This is a genomic window from Rhizorhabdus wittichii (assembly GCF_017607425.1).
Lineage (GTDB): Bacteria > Pseudomonadota > Alphaproteobacteria > Sphingomonadales > Sphingomonadaceae > Rhizorhabdus > Rhizorhabdus wittichii.
This window is the reverse complement of record NZ_CP059319.1, coordinates 526,383-545,576: the sequence shown is the minus strand read 5'-3', so window position 1 is coordinate 545,576 and position 19,194 is coordinate 526,383. Positions and strand designations below refer to the sequence as shown.

Annotated in this window: 22 protein-coding genes; 16 read left to right on the top strand and 6 right to left on the bottom strand. The window is 66.0% G+C overall.

The features are described 5' to 3' along the window. Positions 1-72 precede the first annotated feature (72 nt). The 11 genes from trbB to HRJ34_RS02640 are packed head-to-tail and all read left to right on the top strand — an operon-like array spanning position 73 to position 9,680. Positions 73-1,059: a P-type conjugative transfer ATPase TrbB gene (trbB, locus tag HRJ34_RS02690; RefSeq protein WP_208633259.1), complete on the top strand. Its 987-nt coding sequence runs from the start codon at positions 73-75 to the stop codon at positions 1,057-1,059. Continuing rightward, positions 1,056-1,388 (top strand): TrbC/VirB2 family protein, encoded by a 333-nt coding sequence (locus HRJ34_RS02685; RefSeq protein ID WP_208633258.1) that lies wholly within the window; start codon positions 1,056-1,058, stop codon positions 1,386-1,388. The genes trbB and HRJ34_RS02685 overlap by 4 nt, the downstream gene beginning before the upstream one ends. Then, positions 1,388-1,672 carry a VirB3 family type IV secretion system protein gene (locus HRJ34_RS02680; protein WP_208633257.1) on the top strand — a complete coding sequence of 95 codons (285 nt, stop codon included), beginning with the start codon at positions 1,388-1,390 and terminating at the stop codon, positions 1,670-1,672. The genes HRJ34_RS02685 and HRJ34_RS02680 overlap by 1 nt, the downstream gene beginning before the upstream one ends. After that, on the top strand, positions 1,669-4,119 hold the full coding sequence (gene trbE, locus HRJ34_RS02675; RefSeq protein ID WP_208633256.1) for a conjugal transfer protein TrbE: 2,451 nt from the start codon (positions 1,669-1,671) through the stop codon (positions 4,117-4,119). Before HRJ34_RS02680 ends, trbE begins: the two co-directional genes overlap by 4 nt. Continuing rightward, on the top strand, positions 4,116-4,832 hold the full coding sequence (trbJ, locus tag HRJ34_RS02670; RefSeq protein WP_208633255.1) for a P-type conjugative transfer protein TrbJ: 717 nt from the start codon (positions 4,116-4,118) through the stop codon (positions 4,830-4,832). Before trbE ends, trbJ begins: the two co-directional genes overlap by 4 nt. Positions 4,833-4,842: 10 nt before the next feature. Next, complete coding sequence (trbK-alt, locus tag HRJ34_RS02665) at positions 4,843-5,154, top strand: putative entry exclusion protein TrbK-alt (RefSeq protein ID WP_208633254.1); 312 nt, start codon at positions 4,843-4,845, stop codon at positions 5,152-5,154. Further along, positions 5,151-6,527 (top strand): P-type conjugative transfer protein TrbL, encoded by a 1,377-nt coding sequence (trbL, locus tag HRJ34_RS02660; RefSeq protein WP_208633253.1) that lies wholly within the window; start codon positions 5,151-5,153, stop codon positions 6,525-6,527. Before trbK-alt ends, trbL begins: the two co-directional genes overlap by 4 nt. A gap of 3 nt (positions 6,528-6,530) precedes the next feature. After that, the gene (gene trbF, locus HRJ34_RS02655; protein WP_208633252.1) at positions 6,531-7,214 is read left to right on the top strand and encodes a conjugal transfer protein TrbF; all 684 of its coding nucleotides are present in this window, start codon (positions 6,531-6,533) and stop codon (positions 7,212-7,214) included. After that, positions 7,211-8,245 carry a P-type conjugative transfer protein TrbG gene (gene trbG, locus HRJ34_RS02650; protein WP_208633251.1) on the top strand — a complete coding sequence of 345 codons (1,035 nt, stop codon included), beginning with the start codon at positions 7,211-7,213 and terminating at the stop codon, positions 8,243-8,245. The genes trbF and trbG overlap by 4 nt, the downstream gene beginning before the upstream one ends. After that, the gene (locus HRJ34_RS02645; RefSeq protein ID WP_208633250.1) at positions 8,242-9,462 is read left to right on the top strand and encodes a TrbI/VirB10 family protein; all 1,221 of its coding nucleotides are present in this window, start codon (positions 8,242-8,244) and stop codon (positions 9,460-9,462) included. The genes trbG and HRJ34_RS02645 overlap by 4 nt, the downstream gene beginning before the upstream one ends. Beyond that, on the top strand, positions 9,459-9,680 hold the full coding sequence (locus HRJ34_RS02640) for a DUF2274 domain-containing protein (RefSeq protein WP_208633249.1): 222 nt from the start codon (positions 9,459-9,461) through the stop codon (positions 9,678-9,680). Before HRJ34_RS02645 ends, HRJ34_RS02640 begins: the two co-directional genes overlap by 4 nt. A 14-nt stretch (positions 9,681-9,694) precedes the next feature. Here HRJ34_RS02640 and HRJ34_RS02635 read toward each other — a convergent pair whose 3' ends face one another. From HRJ34_RS02635 to HRJ34_RS02615, 5 genes are all read right to left on the bottom strand, one after another. Beyond that, entirely contained in the window at positions 9,695-10,003 is a 309-nt protein-coding gene (locus HRJ34_RS02635) for a hypothetical protein (protein ID WP_208633248.1), read from the bottom strand. After that, positions 10,000-11,112: a LysR family transcriptional regulator gene (locus HRJ34_RS02630; protein WP_208634307.1), complete on the bottom strand. Its 1,113-nt coding sequence runs from the start codon at positions 11,110-11,112 to the stop codon at positions 10,000-10,002. The genes HRJ34_RS02635 and HRJ34_RS02630 overlap by 4 nt, the downstream gene beginning before the upstream one ends. Continuing rightward, positions 11,015-12,384 (bottom strand): IS3 family transposase gene (locus HRJ34_RS02625; protein WP_150289884.1). Its coding sequence is split into 2 segments (ribosomal slippage): positions 11,015-12,030 and positions 12,030-12,384, totalling 1,371 coding nucleotides; the frame shifts between segments, so codons are not numbered across the junction. The genes HRJ34_RS02630 and HRJ34_RS02625 overlap by 98 nt, the downstream gene beginning before the upstream one ends. A 52-nt stretch (positions 12,385-12,436) precedes the next feature. Then, complete coding sequence (locus tag HRJ34_RS02620; RefSeq protein WP_226949017.1) at positions 12,437-13,396, bottom strand: tyrosine-type recombinase/integrase; 960 nt, start codon at positions 13,394-13,396, stop codon at positions 12,437-12,439. A gap of 229 nt (positions 13,397-13,625) precedes the next feature. After that, on the bottom strand, positions 13,626-14,171 hold the full coding sequence (locus HRJ34_RS02615; RefSeq protein ID WP_226949016.1) for a TetR/AcrR family transcriptional regulator: 546 nt from the start codon (positions 14,169-14,171) through the stop codon (positions 13,626-13,628). Positions 14,172-14,322: 151 nt separating this feature from the next. Here HRJ34_RS02615 and HRJ34_RS02610 point away from each other — a divergent pair, with 151 nt between their 5' ends. Beyond that, positions 14,323-15,351: an MDR family NADP-dependent oxidoreductase gene (locus tag HRJ34_RS02610; protein WP_016744648.1), complete on the top strand. Its 1,029-nt coding sequence runs from the start codon at positions 14,323-14,325 to the stop codon at positions 15,349-15,351. Between the two features lie 114 nt (positions 15,352-15,465). Here HRJ34_RS02610 and HRJ34_RS02605 read toward each other — a convergent pair whose 3' ends face one another. Then, positions 15,466-16,305, bottom strand: a complete 840-nt coding sequence (locus HRJ34_RS02605; protein ID WP_208633246.1) for a LysR family transcriptional regulator — start codon at positions 16,303-16,305, stop codon at positions 15,466-15,468. A gap of 136 nt (positions 16,306-16,441) precedes the next feature. Here HRJ34_RS02605 and HRJ34_RS02600 point away from each other — a divergent pair, with 136 nt between their 5' ends. The 4 genes from HRJ34_RS02600 (at position 16,442) to HRJ34_RS02585 (ending at position 19,185) form a co-directional block, all read left to right on the top strand. Further along, positions 16,442-16,954: a hypothetical protein gene (locus HRJ34_RS02600; RefSeq protein ID WP_011951001.1), complete on the top strand. Its 513-nt coding sequence runs from the start codon at positions 16,442-16,444 to the stop codon at positions 16,952-16,954. Next, positions 16,951-18,546, top strand: coding sequence for a DUF389 domain-containing protein (locus tag HRJ34_RS02595; RefSeq protein WP_208633245.1), 1,596 nt, complete (start codon positions 16,951-16,953; stop codon positions 18,544-18,546). The genes HRJ34_RS02600 and HRJ34_RS02595 overlap by 4 nt, the downstream gene beginning before the upstream one ends. Next, positions 18,543-18,902 (top strand): response regulator, encoded by a 360-nt coding sequence (locus HRJ34_RS02590; protein WP_011950999.1) that lies wholly within the window; start codon positions 18,543-18,545, stop codon positions 18,900-18,902. The genes HRJ34_RS02595 and HRJ34_RS02590 overlap by 4 nt, the downstream gene beginning before the upstream one ends. Positions 18,903-18,975: 73 nt before the next feature. Further along, positions 18,976-19,185, top strand: coding sequence for a hypervirulence associated TUDOR domain-containing protein (locus HRJ34_RS02585; protein ID WP_011950998.1), 210 nt, complete (start codon positions 18,976-18,978; stop codon positions 19,183-19,185). Positions 19,186-19,194: the final 9 nt, after the last annotated feature.

Genomic DNA, 19,194 nt, shown 5'->3' with positions numbered 1-19,194 from the left:
CTTTCCTGTCTCTCTTGATGCGTCCCTGAAGCCGGGCGGTGGTTCGCCCGGCCCAATTCCAGGGGCTCAACCTTGACTGTTCAACCGATCCGATCCGATGCCAAGACGCGCGGCGTGCGGATGCTTCGCACGGCGCTGGGGCCGTCGATCGCGGCCTGGCTCGACGATCCCACCGTCATCGAAGTGATGCTGAATCCCGACGGGCGGCTGTGGATCGATCGGCTCAGCGAAGGCATCAGCGACACCGGCGAGGTGCTGGCCGCCGCGGACGGCGAACGTATCGTGCGCCTCGTCGCGCATCATGTCGGCGTCGAGGTTCATGCCCGCTCCCCACGCGTCTCGGCCGAGCTGCCCGAAGGCGGCGAACGGTTCGAGGGGCTGTTGCCGCCCGTCGTCGCCGCGCCCGCCTTTGCGATCCGCAAGCCCGCGGTCGCTGTGTTCACGCTAGAAGACTATGTAGCGGCCGACATCATGTCGGCCGCGCACGCCGAAGCGCTGCGGCAAGGCGTCCAGACGCGCGCCAACATCCTCGTCGCGGGCGGCACGGGGAGCGGCAAGACCACGCTGGTCAACGCGCTGCTGGCCGAAGTGGCGAAGACCACCGATCGCATCGTGCTGATCGAGGATACGCGCGAGCTGCAATGCGCCGCGCCGAACCTCGTCGCCATGCGGACGAAGGATGGCGTCGTCTCGCTGTCCGATCTTGTCCGCTCCAGCCTGCGCCTGCGCCCCGACCGCATTCCCATCGGCGAGGTACGCGGCGCGGAAGCGCTCGATCTTCTCAAAGCCTGGGGCACCGGACACCCCGGAGGCATCGGCACGATCCATGCCGGCACGGCCCTCGGCGCGCTGCGCCGGATGGAGCAGCTCATTCAGGAGGCCGTGATCACGGTCCCGCGCGCGCTGCTGGCCGAGACCATCGATCTGATCACCGTGCTGGTCCGTGACGGGCACGGCCGCCGCCTCGCCGAGCTGGCCCGCGTCGAAGGGCTCGACCTCGCCACCGGCGACTACCGCCTCATCCCGCTTTCCCCACCCCAGCCAGGAGACCTCCCATGATCCATGCTCTTCGGTATGGCGCACGTCGCGCCATGCTCACCGCTTCGGCCAGCCTGCTCGCGCTGACATTCGCCGTTCCCGCCCATGCGTCGGGATCGTCGATGCCGTGGGAAGCGCCGCTCCAGTCGATCCTCGAAAGCATTGAGGGGCCGGTCGCGAAGATCATCGCGGTGCTGATCATCATCATCACCGGGCTGACGCTCGCATTCGGCGATACGTCGGGCGGCGCGCGCAAGCTCATCCAGATCGTATTCGGTCTGTCGATCGCCTTCGCCGCGTCGAGCTTCTTCCTGTCGTTCTTCTCGTTCGGCGGCGGAGCACTGGTCTGATGCAGGACGCCCCAGAGTCGTTTGGCTCGCCGATCGCGGGGTTCTATGCCCCGGTCCACCGGGCGCTGACCGAGCAAATATTGCTCGGCGGTGCTCCCCGCTCGCTCGCCATCGTCAACGGCACGCTGGCGGGCGCGATCGGCCTCGGCCTGCGGCTCTGGATCGCCGGCCTCGTTATCTGGGCGATCGGCCATACGCTGTCCGTCTGGGCAGTGCGGCGCGACCCGCAATTCGTGGACGTGGCCCGCCGCCACCTCCGCTTGCCCGTTTGGATGCAACCATGATGTCCTTACGCGAATATCGCGGCAAGGCCACGCGCCTCGCCGATTTCCTTCCTTGGGCCGCGCTGGTCGGCGAAGGCATCGTTCTGAACAAGGATGGGTCGTTCCAGCGGACGGCACGCTTCCGCGGTCCCGATCTCGATAGCGCGACGCCGGCTGAGCTGGTCGCCACCACGGCACGGCTGAACAGTTCGCTACGCCGCCTGGGTTCAGGCTGGGCAATCTTCGTCGAGGCGCAGCGCACGCCCGCGCTCGATTATCCCGACGCGGAGTTTCCCGATCCCGTCTCGGCGCTGTTGGACATGGAGCGCCGCGAACAGTTCCGCGAGGAAGGCGCGCATTTCGAGAGCGCCTATTATCTGACGCTGTTGTGGATGCCGCCGGCCGAGGAAGCGGCGCGCGCCGAAGGCTGGCTCTACGAGGGCCGGTCCAGCACCGGCGCCGATCCGTGGGAACTGCTAAAGGGCTTCACCGATCGCAGCGACCGCGTCCTTCATCTGGTCGAAGGCTTCGTCCCCGAGGTCCGCTGGCTCGATGACGGCGAGACGCTGACCTATCTGCACAGCACGATCTCGACCCGGCGCCAGCGCGTTCGCGTGCCGGAAACGCCGATGCACCTCGACGCGCTCCTGGCCGACGAGCCGCTGACCGGCGGACTGGAGCCGCGCCTGGGCGAGCATCATCTGCGGACGCTCACCATCGTCGGCTTCCCGAGCGTGACCTTCCCCGGCTTGCTGGACGAGCTGAACCGGCTCGCCTTCGAGTATCGCTGGTCGACCCGCGCGATCATGCTCGACAAGACCGACGCGACCAGGCTGCTGACCCGCATCCGCCGCCAATGGTTCGCCAAACGCAAGTCCGTCGCCGCCATCTTGAAAGAGGTGATGACCAACGAGGCTTCGACGCTGCTCGATAGCGACGCCTCGAACAAGGCCGCCGACGCCGACGCCGCGCTGCAGGAGCTGGGCGCCGACTATGCGGGCATGGCCTACGTCACCGCGACGGTGACGGTATGGGACCGCGATCCTGCCATTGTCGCCGAGAAGCTGCGGCTTGTCGAGAAGGTCATCCAGGGCCGCGATTTCACCGCCATCCCCGAAGGCATGAACGCGGTTGAAGCGTGGCTCGGCTCACTTCCCGGCCACACCTACGCCAATGTCCGCCAACCCCCGATTTCCACGCTCAATCTCGCCCACCTGATCCCCCTGTCAGCAGTATGGGCGGGGCCGGAACGGGACGATCATTTTGGTGCGCCCCCTCTGCTTTACGGCAGAACCGAAGGCTCGACCCCGTTCCGGTTTTCCCTTCACGTCGGCGATGTCGGCCACACGCTGATCGTCGGGCCGACCGGCGCCGGCAAGTCGGTGCTGCTCGCGCTGATGGCGATGCAGTTCCGGCGCTATGAGGGGTCGCAGGTGTTCGCCTTCGACTTTGGCGGCAGCATCCGCGCCGCCGCGATCGGCATGGGTGGCGACTGGCAGGACTTGGGCGGGATGCTCGCCGACGAGGCCGGCGACGGCGTGCAGCTCCAGCCGTTGGCACGGATCGACGATCCGGCCGAGCGCGCCTGGGCGGCCGAATGGCTGGCGGCGATCCTGGCCAGCGAAGGCGTCGCGGTCGATCCGCAGGCCAAGGAGCATCTGTGGTCGGCGCTCGGCTCGCTGGCGTCCGCGCCCGTGCCGGAACGCACGCTGACCGGGCTCGCCGTGCTGCTTCAAAGCCAGCAGCTCAAGCAGGCGCTCGCGCCCTATTGCATCGGCGGGACGTGGGGCCGGTTGCTCGACGCGGAAGCCGAGCGGATCGGCATAGCCGACGTGCAAGCCTTCGAGACCGAGGGCCTGGTCGGCCACGGATCGGCGGCCGCCGTGCTGTCCTATCTCTTCCACCGGATCGGCGATCGACTGGACGGCTCACCCACGCTCATCATCATCGACGAAGGCTGGCTGGTGCTCGACAGCCCGGACTTCGCCGCCCAGCTTCGCGAATGGCTCAAAACACTGCGCAAGAAGAACGCCAGTGTCATCTTCGCCACGCAGAGCCTTGCCGACATCGAAACGAGCGACATCGCGCCGGCCATCATCGAGTCCTGCCCGACGCGGATATTCCTGCCCAATGAGCGCGCCGCCGAGCCGCAGATCGCGGCTATCTATGAGCGCTTCGGCCTCAACGACCGCCAGATCGAAATCCTCAGCCGGGCGACGCCCAAGCGCGACTATTATTGCCAGTCGCGGCGCGGCAATCGGCTGTTCGAGCTGGGCCTGGGCGAAGTAGCGCTGGCCTTCGCCGCCGCGTCGTCGAAGACCGACCAGCTCACCATCGCCGAGATCATCGAAACCCACGGGGCATCCGCATTCGCGGCCGAGTGGCTGCGCCATCGCGGTTGCGCCTGGGCGATCGAACTTCTTCCGCCCGGACCCAAATCGCAACGCCAGCAGGAGTTACCGCTATGAAGACCGCTTTTCTGCGCCGCGCCATCCTGGCCGGCGTCCTCTCGACCTCGGGCGTCATCGGCATCACCGCCGCGACGCCGGCCTACGCGCAGTTCGGCGGGATCGTCTATGATCCCACCAACTATGCGCAGAACGTGCTAACCGCCGCCCGGTCGCTCCAGCAGATCAACAACCAGATCCAGCAAATCCAGCAGCAGGCGACCAGCCTCATCAACGAGGCGCGCAATCTCGCCTCGCTGCCGTTCAGCTCGCTCCAGCAGTTGCAGCAACAGGTGCAGCGCACCCAGCAGCTTCTCGGGCAGGCGCAGCGCATCGCCTACGACGTGCAGAACGTACAGCAGGCGTTTACCAGCCGATACACCGGTTCGGCACTCACCGGCACGCAGTCGCAGATGGTCGCCAATGCCAATGCGCGCTGGGAGGATAGCGTCGGCGCGTTCGAGGATTCGCTCAAGGTGCAGGCCGGCGTCGTCGGCAACATCGATGGCGCGCACACGGCGATGGACGGCCTGGTATCGGCCAGCCAGTCGGCGACCGGCGCGCTTCAGGCCACGCAGGCGGGCAACCAGCTCCTCGCGCTGCAATCGCAACAGCTCGCCGACCTCACCGCCGTCGTCGCCGCGCAGGGCCGCGCCCAAGCGCTCGAAGCGGCGCGGCACACCGCCGAGGAGGCCGAGGGTCGCGAGCGGTTCCGCCGCTTCATGGGCAATTGAGGCGGACCTGATGCTGCACGCTTCCTCGCGCACGGTAAAGATCGCGGGCGTCGCCGCGCTTGCGGGCATGATGATGACGGTGGCGATCGTCGCCGCCACGCACAAGTCCGAGTCCGCGCCATCGCCGCCCGTCGCCGTGCGCGAGGATGTGAGCCATGACCGGCTCGGGCGTGAACTCGACCGCTGCGCGACACTCACCATGCCCGATGCCGGCTGTGAGGCGGCCTGGGCCGAGAACCGCCGCCGCTTTTTCCGTCAGCCCGCCACCGAAGCAGAGGATGGCGAGGGCACGGCCCCCTCTCCGGAGAATAGTGCGCCATGAACGACACCGGCGTCATCGACACCTTTCTGGGCGTCTTCACCAGTTATATCGACAGCGGATTCGGGCTGCTCGGCGGTGAAATCAGCTTCCTCTCGACGACGCTGATCGCGATCGACGTGACGCTGGCCGGGCTGTTCTGGGCTTGGGGGGCGGATGAGGATGTGTTGCAACGCCTCGTCAAGAAGACCCTGTATATCGGCACCTTCGCCTTCATTATCGGCAATTTCTCCAACCTCGCCAACATCGTGTTTCAGTCCTTTGCCGGGCTCGGCCTCAAGGCCAGCGGCAGCGCGATGTCGATCGTCGATTTCATGAAGCCGGGCACGATTGCGGCCACCGGACTTCAGGCCGGCAAACCGCTCCTGGATGCAGCGGGGCAGGTCTCCAACCTTTGGGCCGTGTTCTCAAACCTGGCCCTCATCATCGTGTTGCTGCTCGCCTGGGTGATCGTGGTGCTCGCCTTCTTCATTATCGCGGTGCAGATCTTCATCACCCTGATCGAGTTCAAGCTGGTGACGCTGGCGGGCTTCGTGCTGCTGCCGTTCGCTTTCTTCAACAAGACCGCCTTCATGGCCGAACGTGTGCTGGGCCATGTCGTCTCGACCGGCATCAAGGTGCTGGTGCTCGCCGTCATCACCGGCATCGGCACGACGCTGTTCAATCAGTTCACGAGCCCAGGCCTGGGCACCGCGCCCGACATCAATCAGGTGATGGCGATCGCACTCGCCGCGCTGTCGCTGCTTGGCCTCGCCATCTTCGGTCCCGGTATTGCGAACGGGATTGTCTCGGGCGGACCGCAACTCGGCGCTGGCGCGGCGGCCGGCACCGCTCTCGCCGCCGGCGGGGCGCTGGTCGGCGGTGCGGCCGCTGCCCGCCTCGGCGTCGGAGCGGCCGGCGCTGCAGTTGGCGCCACTGGCCGAATGGCCGGCGCTGCAGCACGCGGAGGCGCCCAGATGGCGGGCGGTGCGACCAGCGCTTACAGCCTCGGTTCGCCCGGCAAGAGCGGCGGTGCCGCGGTAGCAGCCGGCATGGCGGCGGTCGGCCAGGCAGCGGCCGGAACCGCCGCAAATGCCGTGCTCTCGCCCTTACGCAAGGCGGCCGCCAAGGGTGGCGACGCAATGAAGGCCAGTTTTCGCTCCGGCGCGCGCGCCGGACTCACCGCCACCGGCGGCACCATCACGGGCGGGCCAGAAGCCGCCGCCGCGTCCGCATCAGATTCGGCTGCGTCCAGCGCCGCCGCTCAACCCGCCTGGGCGGCCGCCATGAAGCGCCGGCAGTCCGTGACCCACGGCGCGACCGTGCTCGCCCACGCGATGAAGGCCGGCGACAGTCACGGCGGCGGCGGCGGCCCCGACATCAAAGAGAAGGACTGATCGATGTTCCGACGCCCGACCATTCGCTACGGCCAGACCCCCGAACCCACGACACCCTATCAACGCGCGGCGCAAGCATGGGACGACCGTATCGGTTCGGCGCGCGTGCAGGCGAAGAACTGGCGGCTCGCTTTCTTCGGCACGCTCGCCCTGTCGGGAGGATTGGCCGGCGGCCTCGTCTGGCAATCGGCGCGCGGCCATATCGTGCCCTGGGTTGTGCAGGTCGATCGGCTCGGCGAAGCGCGGGCGGTCGCACCAGCCGAAGCGGGTTATCGGCCGACCGATCCGCAGACCGCGTTCCACCTCGCCCGTTTCGTCGAAGAGGTGCGAAGCATTCCAGTCGATCCGGTGGTCGTGCGCCAGAACTGGCTTCGCGCCTACGACTTCACCACCGACAAGGGCGCGCTGTTCCTCAACGACTACGCGCGCGCCAACGACCCGTTCGCCCAGGTCGGCAAGGTGCAGGTCGCGGTGGATGTGTCGAGCGTCATCCGCGCTTCGCCCGACAGCTTCCGCGTGGCCTGGACCGAGCGCCACTATCAGGACGGCAGCCTGGCCGCCACCGAGCGCTGGTCGGCGATCCTCACCGTCGTCTTTCAGCCGCCAAGAACGCCCGATGCCCTGCGCAAGAATCCGCTCGGCATCTTCGTCAGCGCCCTCAACTGGTCAAAGGAGCTGTCGCAATGACGCGCCCACCATATCGTCGCGCCGCCTCGGCGGTACTCCTTGTATCTGCATCAGCGCTTAGCGGCTGCGCCACCACATCGGCGAAGCCGCCCGCCATCGCCTATGATAACGCACCGCCCGAGATCGCGGCGATGCCCGCTCCCGAGGCGCCCAGGCCCGTCGAAGTGGTCACGATCCCCGAGCCGCTGCTGCTCCCCGGCCAGTTGAAGCCTGTCGCCGCGAACCCGCGCCCGCCCGAACCCGTCGATCCGCGCAACCGCGTCGGCGTGGCAAATGCCGCCTCCCGCGTTCAGCCGGTGCGCGACGGCTTCCTCAATGCCATCCAGCAATACCCCTGGACGGACGGGGCGCTCTATCAGGTCTATACCGCGCCCGGCCAGGTGACGGACATCGCCTTGCAGGAGGGCGAGCAGCTCGTAGGGCCGGGGCCGGTAGCGGCCGGTGACACCGTGCGCTGGATCATCGGCGATACGGTGAGCGGCAGCGGTCCAACCGCGCGCGTGCATATCCTCGCCAAGCCGACCCGGCCCGACCTTTCGACGAACCTCGTCATCAATACCGACCGGCGAACCTACCATCTGGAGCTTCGCGCGACGCCGAGCACCTATATGGCGTCGGTCTCGTGGACCTATCCGCAGGACGCGCTGATCGCGCTGCGCCGCGCGAATGTGGCGGCGGCTTCGACCGCGCCGGTCGCGAGCGGCGTCGACGTGTCCGCGCTTAATTTCCGCTACCGAATCGATGGCGACCGCGCGCCGTGGAAGCCGCTCCGCGCCTTCGACGATGGCCGCCAAGTGTTCATCGAGTTTCCCACCGGGATCTCGCAGGGCGACATGCCGCCGCTGTTCGTGACCGGCGCGGCCGGCAATGCCGAACTGGTCAACTACCGCGTCCAGGGCCGCTACATGGTGATCGATCGCCTGTTCGCCGCCGCAGAATTGCGCCTGGGCGACAAGCGCAGTGCGCAGCGCGTGCGCATCGTGCGCATCGTGCGCGACCGGGCGAACACGCCTCGGGAGCGGCGGCCGTGACCGATCCTGCTGAATTCTCCGCCGTCGAGCCTGCCGCGCCCCCGGCCGATCCAAACGCGTTTCAGCTCAGGGGCGACCCGCCGCGTGTCATGCGCCTGTCGAGAAAAGCCCTCGCGGTTGTCGGCGTCGCCGCTGGCCTCGGCATCGGCGGATCTCTGATCTATGCCCTGCGGCCTCCCAGCCCGCACGAGGCCAAGGAACTCTACAACACCGACAGCCGCGCCGGCGACGCGATCACTTCCGGCCCGAAGGACTATGCGCAAGCGCCCAAACTTGGTCCGCCGCTCCCCGGCGATCTCGGCCGGCCGATCGTCTCGGCGCAGGAGCGTGGGGCCGCCGTGCCCGTGCCACCGATCGGCGGCCAGGCCGCGCCGCCCGATCTGCGTGCGCAAGCCGCGGAGGCCGCGCGGCAGCGCGCGCAACAAGAGCGCGACGCCGCCCGCACCAGCACGGTCTTTCTCGGCGGCGGCGCGGGCGGCGCGACAGGAGCGCCCGCGCAGCCTGCGGCATCGGTCGGTTCGCCGACGCCGCCCGCGATCACTGCGGCGCAACCCGCCGACGCGCAAGGCGATCAGGCCGCTAAGCGGGCGTTCATGGGCCAAGCGTCCAATCAGCAAACCCTGAGCGTCGAGCGGCTCACGGCGCCGGCTTCGCCCAACATCGTCCAGGCCGGCAGCATCATTCCCGCCGCACTCATCACCGGCATCCGTTCGGACCTTCCCGGCCAGATCACCGCCCAGGTGACGCAGAATGTCTATGACAGCATCACCGGCCGCATCCTGCTCATTCCGCAAGGCGCTCGCTTGATCGGCGAGTATGACAGCCAGATCACTGCGGGGCAGACTCGCGTGCTATTCGCCTGGGACCGGCTGATCCTGCCGGACGGCCGCTCGATCGTGCTCGAGCGCCAGCCCGGCGCCGATGCGGCTGGTTATGCCGGCTTGCAGGACCGCGTGAACCAGCATTGGGGCAATCTCTTGAAGGCTGCCGCCATCTCGACCTTGCTAGGGGTCGGGGCAGAGTTGGGCGCGGGCGACGATGACGACCTGACCCGCGCACTGCGGCGCGGCACGCAGGACACCATCAACCAGTCCGGCCAGCAGATCGTGCGTCGCCAGCTTAATGTGCAGCCGACGCTCACCATCCGGCCCGGTTATCCGCTGCGCGTGGTTCTGACCCGCGATCTCGTGCTCGAACCACTTGGAGTGACGCGATGACGAAATTGAAACTCGGCCCGCTCGCCGACGATCGACCGGTCAAACTCAGCGTGGAGTTGCCGGCCACGGTCCATCGCGACTTGCAAGCCTATGCCGCTGCGCTCGCGGCGGAAACCGGGGACTCGCCGGTCGCGCCTGAAAAGCTGGTCGCGCCTATGTTGGCGCGGTTCATGGACACCGATCGCGGCTTTCGCCGGCAACGGGCACAGGGTCGTTAGACGCGATCCCGCGCTCAATGCCCCATGAACTTCTTGAAGCGGTCCCGGCCTTCGGCCTCGACAACAGCTTGCTCGGCATTGGCGCATTCGTCGCCGCGCACCGACCCATCCCGACACCCAGCGACGATCCCCCGCGCTTCCTCAAGATGCGCCGCGAAATAGGACTTGCCCCGTGGCTCTATTGATACGGACACTGCGGACGCCGGGCTGGCGACCACCGCCGGGGCGCTGGCAGGCCGGATTACCGGACGCAGAGTGAAGACCGCTCCGAATCCGATGATGAGCGTGACCAGCGCTATGATGAAGCTCTTGCCTTGGGTCATAACTGTTCCTTTCTCGGCGTAAGGGATGACAGCGGCCGCACCGGCATGGGCGGCAGGGAATAGCGCGCGGCTACGAAATCGAGGAACCTGCGCAGGACGGGATTTTCGTTGTGCTCGCGCCAATAGCCCGAGAAGCCGATCCGCATGTAACCGTTGTTCTCGTGGACCTCGCGAAACACGACGCCCGGCACCTGGATACCGAGTGCTGATTCCGCGACGATCGAGATGCGCCCGCCGAGCGCGAGGGTACTAAGCACCGTATCGCGGCCGATATCGTCCATGTCGATTTCGGGCATGTAGCCCGGCATGCCCAACTTCCCCAGCAGCATGTTGCGCGTCTCCGGGCCGGGATCGCGCGCGGTCAGCAGGAAGCGCTCGCCGGTCAGATCGCTCCAATAAATACGCTCTCGGGCGGCGAGCGGATGGCTCTCCGGCATCGCCACCAAGATGCGTTCGCTCCAAAAGGGGCGGCTCATCAATCCGCGAAAAGGTGCCTCGCCGGTTAGGATCGCGATGTCGAGCAAGCCGTTCTCTATCCCGGCCAGCAGCATGTCCCGGTCGCGTTCGAATCCCCGGACTCGTACTTCGGGATAGCGCTCATCGAACTCGCTCAGCGTCGCCCGAAGATTGCCGGCGGAGAAGGATGTATAAAAGCCCACTGCGAGCCTACCAGCGTGGCCGTTCCTGGTGGCGTGGACCCAGGCGTTTAGCTCCCCGAACTCCTTCACGATGCGCTGGGCCGTGCGTAAGTAAATCTGGCCATTCGCCGTCAGCGTCGCGCCGCGCGTCTTGCGGTCGAAAAGGACCATCCCGAGACGCTTCTCGGTTTCGAGGATATGCCGGCTGATTGTCGCCTGCTTGATGTTCAGGCTGCGCGCCGCGCGGCTGAAGCTACCGGCCTCGGCCGCCGCGATCAGATAGCGGAGCTGGCGTAACTTGTCCGTCGTCGGGACATTTGGCGCAGATGGTTGCGCAGAGAAGAGGAGATCGGGCCTCGTCTGGGGTTGATGTTTAGGCGGCGAGCTTGCGGTGAAGCAAGCGTCGCTGTTCGATGGTCTTTCGCTTGATGCGTTTCCTCCGTTCGATAATGGCGGCGGCCCTGCCGAAATAGGCGTCGGCCGGTGTCACGTTGTCGAGGCTCTCGTGATAGCGGCGATGGTTATAATGCTCGACGAAGGCCTCGACCTGCCGTTCGAGATCGCCAGGCAGGAAGTAGTGCTCCAGCAGGATGCGGTTTTTCAGGGTCTGGTGCCAGCGCTCGATCTTGCCCTGGGTCTGGGGATGTAGCGGAGCGCCGCGAACATGGCTCATGTCATGGGCTTTGATCCAGTCGGCGAGTTCGCCGGCGATGTAGCTCGGTCCGTTGTCGCTGAGCAGCTTTGGTTTGTGCCTGACGGTGGCGTGGTCGCAGCCTGAGGCTTCGAGCGCGAGTTGCAGCGTGTCGGTCACGTCCTCGGCCCGCATCGTGGTGCACAGCTTCCAGGCGATGATGTAGCGCGAGAAATCGTCGAGCACGGTGGAGAGGTACATCCATCCCCAGCCGATGATCTTGAAGTAGGTGAAATCGGTCTGCCACATCTCGTTCGGGCGGCTGGTCTTGCGATGGAACTCGTCGGCCGCCTTGACCACGACGAAGGCCGGGCTGGTGATCAGGTCATGCGCCTTGAGCAGGCGGTAGACCGTTGATTCCGAGACGAAATAGTCCTTCTCATCGGTGAAGCGCACCGCCAGTTCGCGGGGCGACAGATCGGACTGCTCCAGTGCCATCTCGACGATCTGGTCCTGAATGGCGCCGGGGAGGCGGTTCCAGACCCGGCTCGGCGCGGAAGGACGATCCTCCAGCGCCTCGGGGCCGCCTTCGAGATAGCGATCATACCATCGGTAGAAGGTCCGCCGCGCGACGCCCAACTGGTCGAGGGTCCGCTTCGCCGGCAGGTGCGACTGCTCGACGATGCGGATGATCTCCAGCTTCTCGGATCCCGGATACCTCATTCGGGGTCTCCCCCATCCGCGATCATGCTTTTTTTCAGCAGCCGGTTTTCGAGCGTGAGGTCGGCGACGGCCTCCTTCAGGGCACGCGCCTCACGGCGCAGATCCTGTACCTCGCCGCTCGTCGCGGCACGGGCGGTGTCGCCCGCCAGCCGACGCTTCCCGGCCTCCATGAACTCCTTTGACCAAGTATAATACAAGCCCTGGGCAATGCCCTCCTTGCGGCACAGCTCCGCGATGCTGTCATCGCCGCGCAAGCCCTCCAGAACCACGCGGATCTTGTCCTCCGCCGAGAAATGCCGGCGTGTCGCGCGCCGGATATCCTTCACCACCTGTTCGGCCGACGCCTTGGGTTTGCGGGCCGATTTTACGCTTGAGGATTTGGGCTTCATCTTCGTTCCTTCGTCACTACGACGAAGCCCAAATCCTCCTTACATCACAACCTCAAATCTGTGCCATTGGCGCTGACGGCGGACAGTCGAAATACTCGGCAACGGGCAAGCCCATCGGACGGACGGACTGGCCCTCCTTGGTATCCTCAAACCGGAAGGCGCTCCCAACCGAGTCGATCTCCACCTTCTGCAGTTCGATGATCTCGCCGCGACGGCAGCCTGACATGGCGATCAGCCGGATGATGTCGACGATCCGCGTATAGCGTTCGTCCTCAGCCGCTTTGGTGAGAATGCGACCGAGGCTTCGATACTCATCCTCATTCAGCCGGCGAGTCCGCACCACGTCCTTCGGCTTGCGAACACCATGCGCTGGATTGAGCTCAATGATGCCGAGTTCGTCCCGCGCATAGGTAAAAATGCCGCCGAGCAGACCGACCGTGCGGCTCGCAGCGCCAAGGCCGCCCCGCACGATCGACTTGCCGCGCAGCTTCTTAGTCTTCTCGCTGGTGCGCGTCTTGCCGGCCATGATGTCCTTCATCATCGCCGTCACATCGGCCTTGGTGACATGGGTGACAGGCTTCTTGCCAAGCAACGGGATGATGTGCCGGTTGATCCGGCCAAGATCGGTGATCTTGGTGCTCGCCTTCTTCGGCCGACCGCCTTTCCCAAGTATGCGGCCCTCTTCCAGTTCCTTGATGTAAAGCTCGCAGAGTTCCTTGACCGAGATGGCCTTGCGGGTGCTATTGCGATCCTCCAGCGGATCGTTGCCCTTGGAGACTTCGGCAAGCGCCTGGATCGCTAGCATTCGAGCCTGTTCGGCGGTAACAGCGCCATGCCGGCCCAGCTTCATCCGGCGACGCACATTGTTGGCATTGCGGTAGTCGACGAAGTATGTCCGCGTGCCGGAGGACAGGACGAATATGCCGAAGCCCTTCAGCTCGCTGCACCAGACAGTGTATTGCCGCTCACGCGGCTCAGACTTGTCTACGACCGTTTTCGTCAGTTTTGGCATAACGCACCTCGCTAGAGCAGATCCAAAAATTCACCAAAAACTCACCACCAGAACGAAAACTGTGGGGGTCATTAGGGTAGCTTGGAGAACCCTTCTTGTCAATAAAACATTGTATAAACAGTGAGTTATAGCACCCTAGCGTTGGGTCGACAAAGCTAGCGTAGCATTGTAGTTCTAGCTCCGAAGGCAGAGGCCAGGGGTTCGAATCCCTTCGGGTGCGCCATTTCCCTCATTGCCGATGACGCACATAGGCGAGGACGACCGAGATGAGCTCGCGTCGGACGTCGGCAGAGTGCAGCGTTCCCCTTTCCGCTGCGTCATGAACCACGCCGGCGATCGCCGAGGACAGAATTTGCGCCGCGGTCCCTCGATCGGCCCCGCGCCATGCCGCTCTCGCGAGAAAGCTGTCATAGCGTCCGAGATATTCGGCTGCGAACAATGCATGCGTCGCCTGCAGGCTTTCGCTGGCCGGCACGTCCCTGAGAAGCACCCGATGCAGACGTGGATTGCCGCCATGAATCCTGATCATCCCGGCCACGAGCCGCTCCGTCCGCGCCTCCAGCGACAGATCGCAGCCGTCGATCTCCCGCAACACGTCCAGGATTTCATCGAAATGGCGCCGGGTTATCGCTTCGACGAGGGCCGCCTTGTCGGGAAAATACTGGTACAATGAGCCGATGCTGACTCCGGCGATCTCGGCGACGCGATTGGTCGTGACCTTCAGCCATCCGACCTCCGCCAAAAGCTGAGCGCCCGCCGTCAGAATCGCCTCCACGGTGGCACGCGACCGCGCCTGGCGAGGCTGTTTGCGCATGGATCCCGAAGATGCGGGAATACGAGTAGCCAAAGCGCACGCTCCGAAAGAATATGAGTAATCTGCTCGCATATGCTCGACGTGCGATGCGATTGCGTCAAGGGAGTGATCGATGACCGAACTACCGATGGGAAGCCGGGAAGTCAGGCTGGCCAGGACGCATGCGGGACTTCCGGCACCGGGCGATTTCGAGATCGTGTCCGTACCCCGTCCGGCGGCAGCGGGCGAAGTGCTTGTCCGAAATCTCTGCTTCCTTGTCTCGGCGTCCCTGCGCCAGATGATCGTCAAGGGCGCATCGGATGAGAAGGGTGTGCCGTTTCCAGCCATCAGGACGGGCGAGGCCCTCCGCGGCGAGGCACTTGGCGAGGTGATCGCGGCCCCCGGGGACAGCGGCTTTTCGAGCGGGGATCTCGTCGTTCACTTCCTGGGATGGCGCGACTATGCGGTCGTGCCGGTCACGCAGTGCCGCAAGGTTCGGGATGACCTTCCGGATCGCGCCGCGCACCTCGGCCATGGCTGGACGGCTTATGCCGCGCTCACACGCGGCGTAGCTGTTCGACCGGGCGATACGGTGTTCATCTCCAGCGGCGGCGGCGCGATCGGGTCGATGGCGGCGCAGGTCGCACGCCTGCTGGGCGCCGCCCGCATCATCGGCAGTACGAGTACGCGGGAAAAGGCCGATCGGCTCGTCGCCGAGCTGGGATATGACGCGGCCGTCCATCGCGATGGACCACCGATCCTCCAACAATTGTCAGAGGCCGCGCCCGAAGGGCTGGACGTCTTTCTCGACAATGTGGGAGGCGAGCAATTTCAGGCTGGCGTCGCCGCCTGTCGCGAAGGCGGACGCGTGGTCGTGCTCGGCACGCTATCCCAGCAACTGGCCGCTGAAGACAGCGGAAACAGCATGCCCGTGCCCCTCGATTCCACGCACATCCTGATGAAGCGCCTTCTGATCCGCGGCTACAGCGCCGATGACGATCCGGATGCCCGGCAGGAATGGGAACGGCATCTCGGCGATCGGCTCAGGTCGGGACAGATCCGCTTTCCCCATGTGGTTGTGGAGGGTCTTGCCGAGGCGCCACGAGCCTTGGAACGGACGATCAGGGGGGGCTATCTGGGAACGGTGATCGTGAAGATCTGAAGCATCCGGCCGATCCGTCGTCGGATTCACCCCGAAAAAGAGGGTCCGTGCTTCTCCGCCATATGGAGCTTCCAGCGCTGGCGCAGCTCGCCGGACCGGGCGCGCCTTCCCCCTTCAGCTCCCCGCAAACGGGCTTCGCAGCAGCCGGGCCAGGTCCTTCACCAGATCCTGATCCACATCCCCGCGCCAGCACATATAGGCGGGATAGTGGAAGCGAGGCGCGTCTTCGACGAGGCGGAGATCGCCGCTGTCGAGCAGGTCCTGGACGACGCGCCGGGGCATGAAGCCGCACATGCGCTGCTCGACCAGCCATCGCGCGGAATGGATGCCGAGGTCGAGGATCAGTCCGCTTTCGGGCAGGGACGGCAGGCGGGCCGCGATCTCGCCGAGCGTCCCCTGCCCCCATTCGATCCTGACATAATGGGCCTGCCAGTCGTCGCTGCCGGCACCCGAGACGAGGACGAGATCGTCGTCGAACAGCTTCTCGACCGTGATTCCCTTGCGGAACACCGGATCGTAAAGGACGACGAGGTCGAGCAGCCCCTCGACGATGTCCCGGTTCAGCCGCGCGGAGGCGCCCGCGGTGACGCGGAACGCGACGTCGGGAAGGGCCGCGCGGGCCGTGGCGAGCCAGTCGGTCAGGAAATGGTGCCACAAGGCATATTGGCCACCGATCGCGATGCTGCGGGAGAAAGCTTCCGGCAGGGCGATGTCGTGGCAGGCGATCTCCCAGGTGCGGATCGCCTTGAGCGCGGGCTCGTGGAAGCGCTTCCCCGCCGCCGTCAGCCGGCACCCCCGCTTGTCGCGCTCGAACAGCCGCGCGCCGACGCGATGTTCGAGCTGGCGGATCCTTTCGGTCACGGTCGACGCGCTGGCGTTCACGCGCAGCGCCGCATTGGCGAAGCTCCCCGTGCTCGCCGCCGCCAGGAAGGTACGCAACAGGACGATGTCCATGATCAGGTTCGACCGAATACAAGCTGCGGATAATTCGCCTTTATCGGGTTCAATCGCTGCCGTAACCCCCTTTCGACAGGGCGGTTCTCTCCGAAGACTTCGTCGGGAATAGCCGCTTCGAGGGGGATTCGATCGAATGACGATGCGGGAGTCGAGCTACGGATATCGCCCTGAAAGACCTCGGATCGTCGACCGGATCGCCGCCTGGGCGGGCGGCCTGTTCGTGATCGACGGCCTCGCCCATCTCTGGTTCGCCGACGCGCGCGCGTCCCTGACCGGCCTGGACATGGGCGCGGCATCGATCGCGATCGGGATATTCTGGACGATCTTCGGAACCGTGATGATGGTGGGCGGGCTGGCGCATGCACGCAGCGTCGCGATCAACGCCGCGACCAGCCTGACCCTGGCGAGCGGCGGCTGCCTGATCATGATCGCGCTGAAGAGCGCCGGGCTGCTCCCCCTCCTCATCTATTCGACGATGGCGATGATCAGCTTCGTCGTCCTCGTCTCGCTGCATTTCACCGAACGATCCGACCTGAAGAGGGAATTGGCGATCGCCCGGTCGGCCATGCCGAAGCCGACCAGCACGCGTCCGGACGGCCCCCGAATTTGCCATCGCCGCAACGAAACGGAAGAAAGCGGTAAATGACGACGTCCAACGCGGAGCATGGCATGGTCGACACGGTGAAGATGCGCATCGAGCGCGTTCCCCTCTATCGCTGGTGGCGGCGCGCGATCGTCGGCAGCGTGGACCATCAGGAGATCATCGAGCGCATCTTCGTCGACGGCAAATGGTCGCCGCGCTACGCCTTCATGACGATGATGTCGGCGGGGATCGCGATCCTCGGCCTGCTGCTCTCCTCCCCCGCCGTGATCATCGGCGCGATGCTGATCTCTCCGCTGATGAACCCCATATTGGGGCTGGGCTTCAGCATGGCGCTGTTCGATTTCGCGGAGATGCGCCGGTCGCTGATCGCGCTGGCCGTCGGTTCGCTGGCGGCGATATTGTTCACCGCGCTGATCGTCGCGATCTCCCCCTTGCAGGCGCCGACTCCCGAGATCATCGCCCGCACCCGGCCCAACCTGTTCGACCTGGCGGTGGCGCTGTTCGCGTCGCTGGCCGGCACCTTCGCGATCATCCGCGGGCGCGGCGACACCATCGTCGGCGTGGCGATCGCGACCGCGCTGATGCCGCCGCTGGCGGTCGTCGGCTTCGGCCTGGCGACCTGGAACATGGCGGCGTTCGGCGGCGCGCTCGCGCTGTTCGTCACCAATTTCGTGACGATCGCGCTCTCCGCGACGGTGATGGCGCGCTATTATGGCTTCGGCCATCATCTATCGAGCCAGCAGAGCTGGACCCAGACCTTCATCCTGTTCTTCGTGTTCGTCGCGATGGCGATCCCGCTCGGCATCTCGCTCGAACGGATCGCCGGCGAGGCGGTGACCACCAACAGGGTCCGCTCCTTCCTCTCCAAGCAGTTCGGAGCGGATGCGCGCGTGACCCAGCTCGAGATCGACTTCGCCGCACAGCCGCTGTCGGTCCGTTCGGTGATCATCGCCCCCCGCAACGGCGCCCGCCCGGTCGGGACGTTGCAGGCCGATCTCGAAAGGCAGCTCGACCGGCCGGTGCAGTTGCGCCTCGACCAGGTGCTGCTCGATCCCCGCGCGGGCGCGATCGACGTCCAGCGCGAGCAGTTGCGCCAGGCCGAACACAGCGCGGCCATGGAGACCAACCGTATTTCGGCGGTTTCGCAGGCGCTCGCGGTCTCGGCCGGGGTCGATATCGACCAGATCACGATCGACCGCGAGCAACGCCGCGCTACCGTCAACGCCGCACAGCTTCCGGGGGCGACGATCGAGACCTACCATGCGCTGGAGAAGCGCGCCGCGGCCCAGGCCGAAGGCTGGACCATCGCCATCGTTCCGCCGCAGGGCGCCCTGCCCTCGATCGGCTTCGTCGATGGCGGGGATGCGCTCGATCCGGCCGGTCAGGCCGCCCTGTCGACATCGACCTGGGCCGCGCGCCGCTGGAACGTGCCCGCGCTGGGCGTCCCCGGACTGCCGCGAACCCCCTCGGCCCGGCCGAACCTCGCGGAGCGAAGGGCCCAGGCGGTCGCCGCGCTGCTGCGGGCGCAGGGGATCGAAGCCGTGCCAGCCCGGACGACGGGACGCGGCTTCGTGCTGACCGTCGCCCAGGGGGAAGCGACATCCTCGTCGCTCCCGCGCGGGCCCGGCTCATGAGCGACGCCGTCATCGTCGTCGTCGATGACGACCCCAGGATCTCGGCGACCTTGCTGAGCGCCCTCGCGGAGACCGGCCTGGAGGCCCGGGCCTTCGCGGACGGCGAAGGAGCGCTCGACTATCTGGCCGGCGGTAGCGAGACGCCGGCGTGCATCGTCACCGACATCAACATGCCGGGAATGTCGGGATGGGAATTCGCCAAGCGCGCGCGATTGCTGCTGCCCCGGCTGGGGGTGGTCTATATCAGCAGCGAATGCATGGACGACTGGCGCCTGAAGGCGGTGGCCGACAGCCATTTCCTGCCCAAGCCGTTCGTGCGCGACCAGTTGCTCAGGGCGATCGCGGCGTTGATCTGAGGGGCCCGCCCTGGAACAAGGCCCTGGCGGCCGTCGTTCGTCATGGGCGCGGATTGGACGAGGAGAGCGGACCATGGCCAGGCGCTTCGAGATCGGCGACCATGTGAGCTGGAACAGCGAGGCCGGGCGCGTGTCGGGGACGATCATCGCGGTCCACAGGCGGGACTTCGACTATAAGGGCCACACCCATCACGCCTCGGACGAAGAACCCCAGTACGAGATCAAGAGCGACAAGACCGACCATGTCGCGGCCCATAAGGGCAGCGCGCTCGACCACGCCTGATCACGAGGC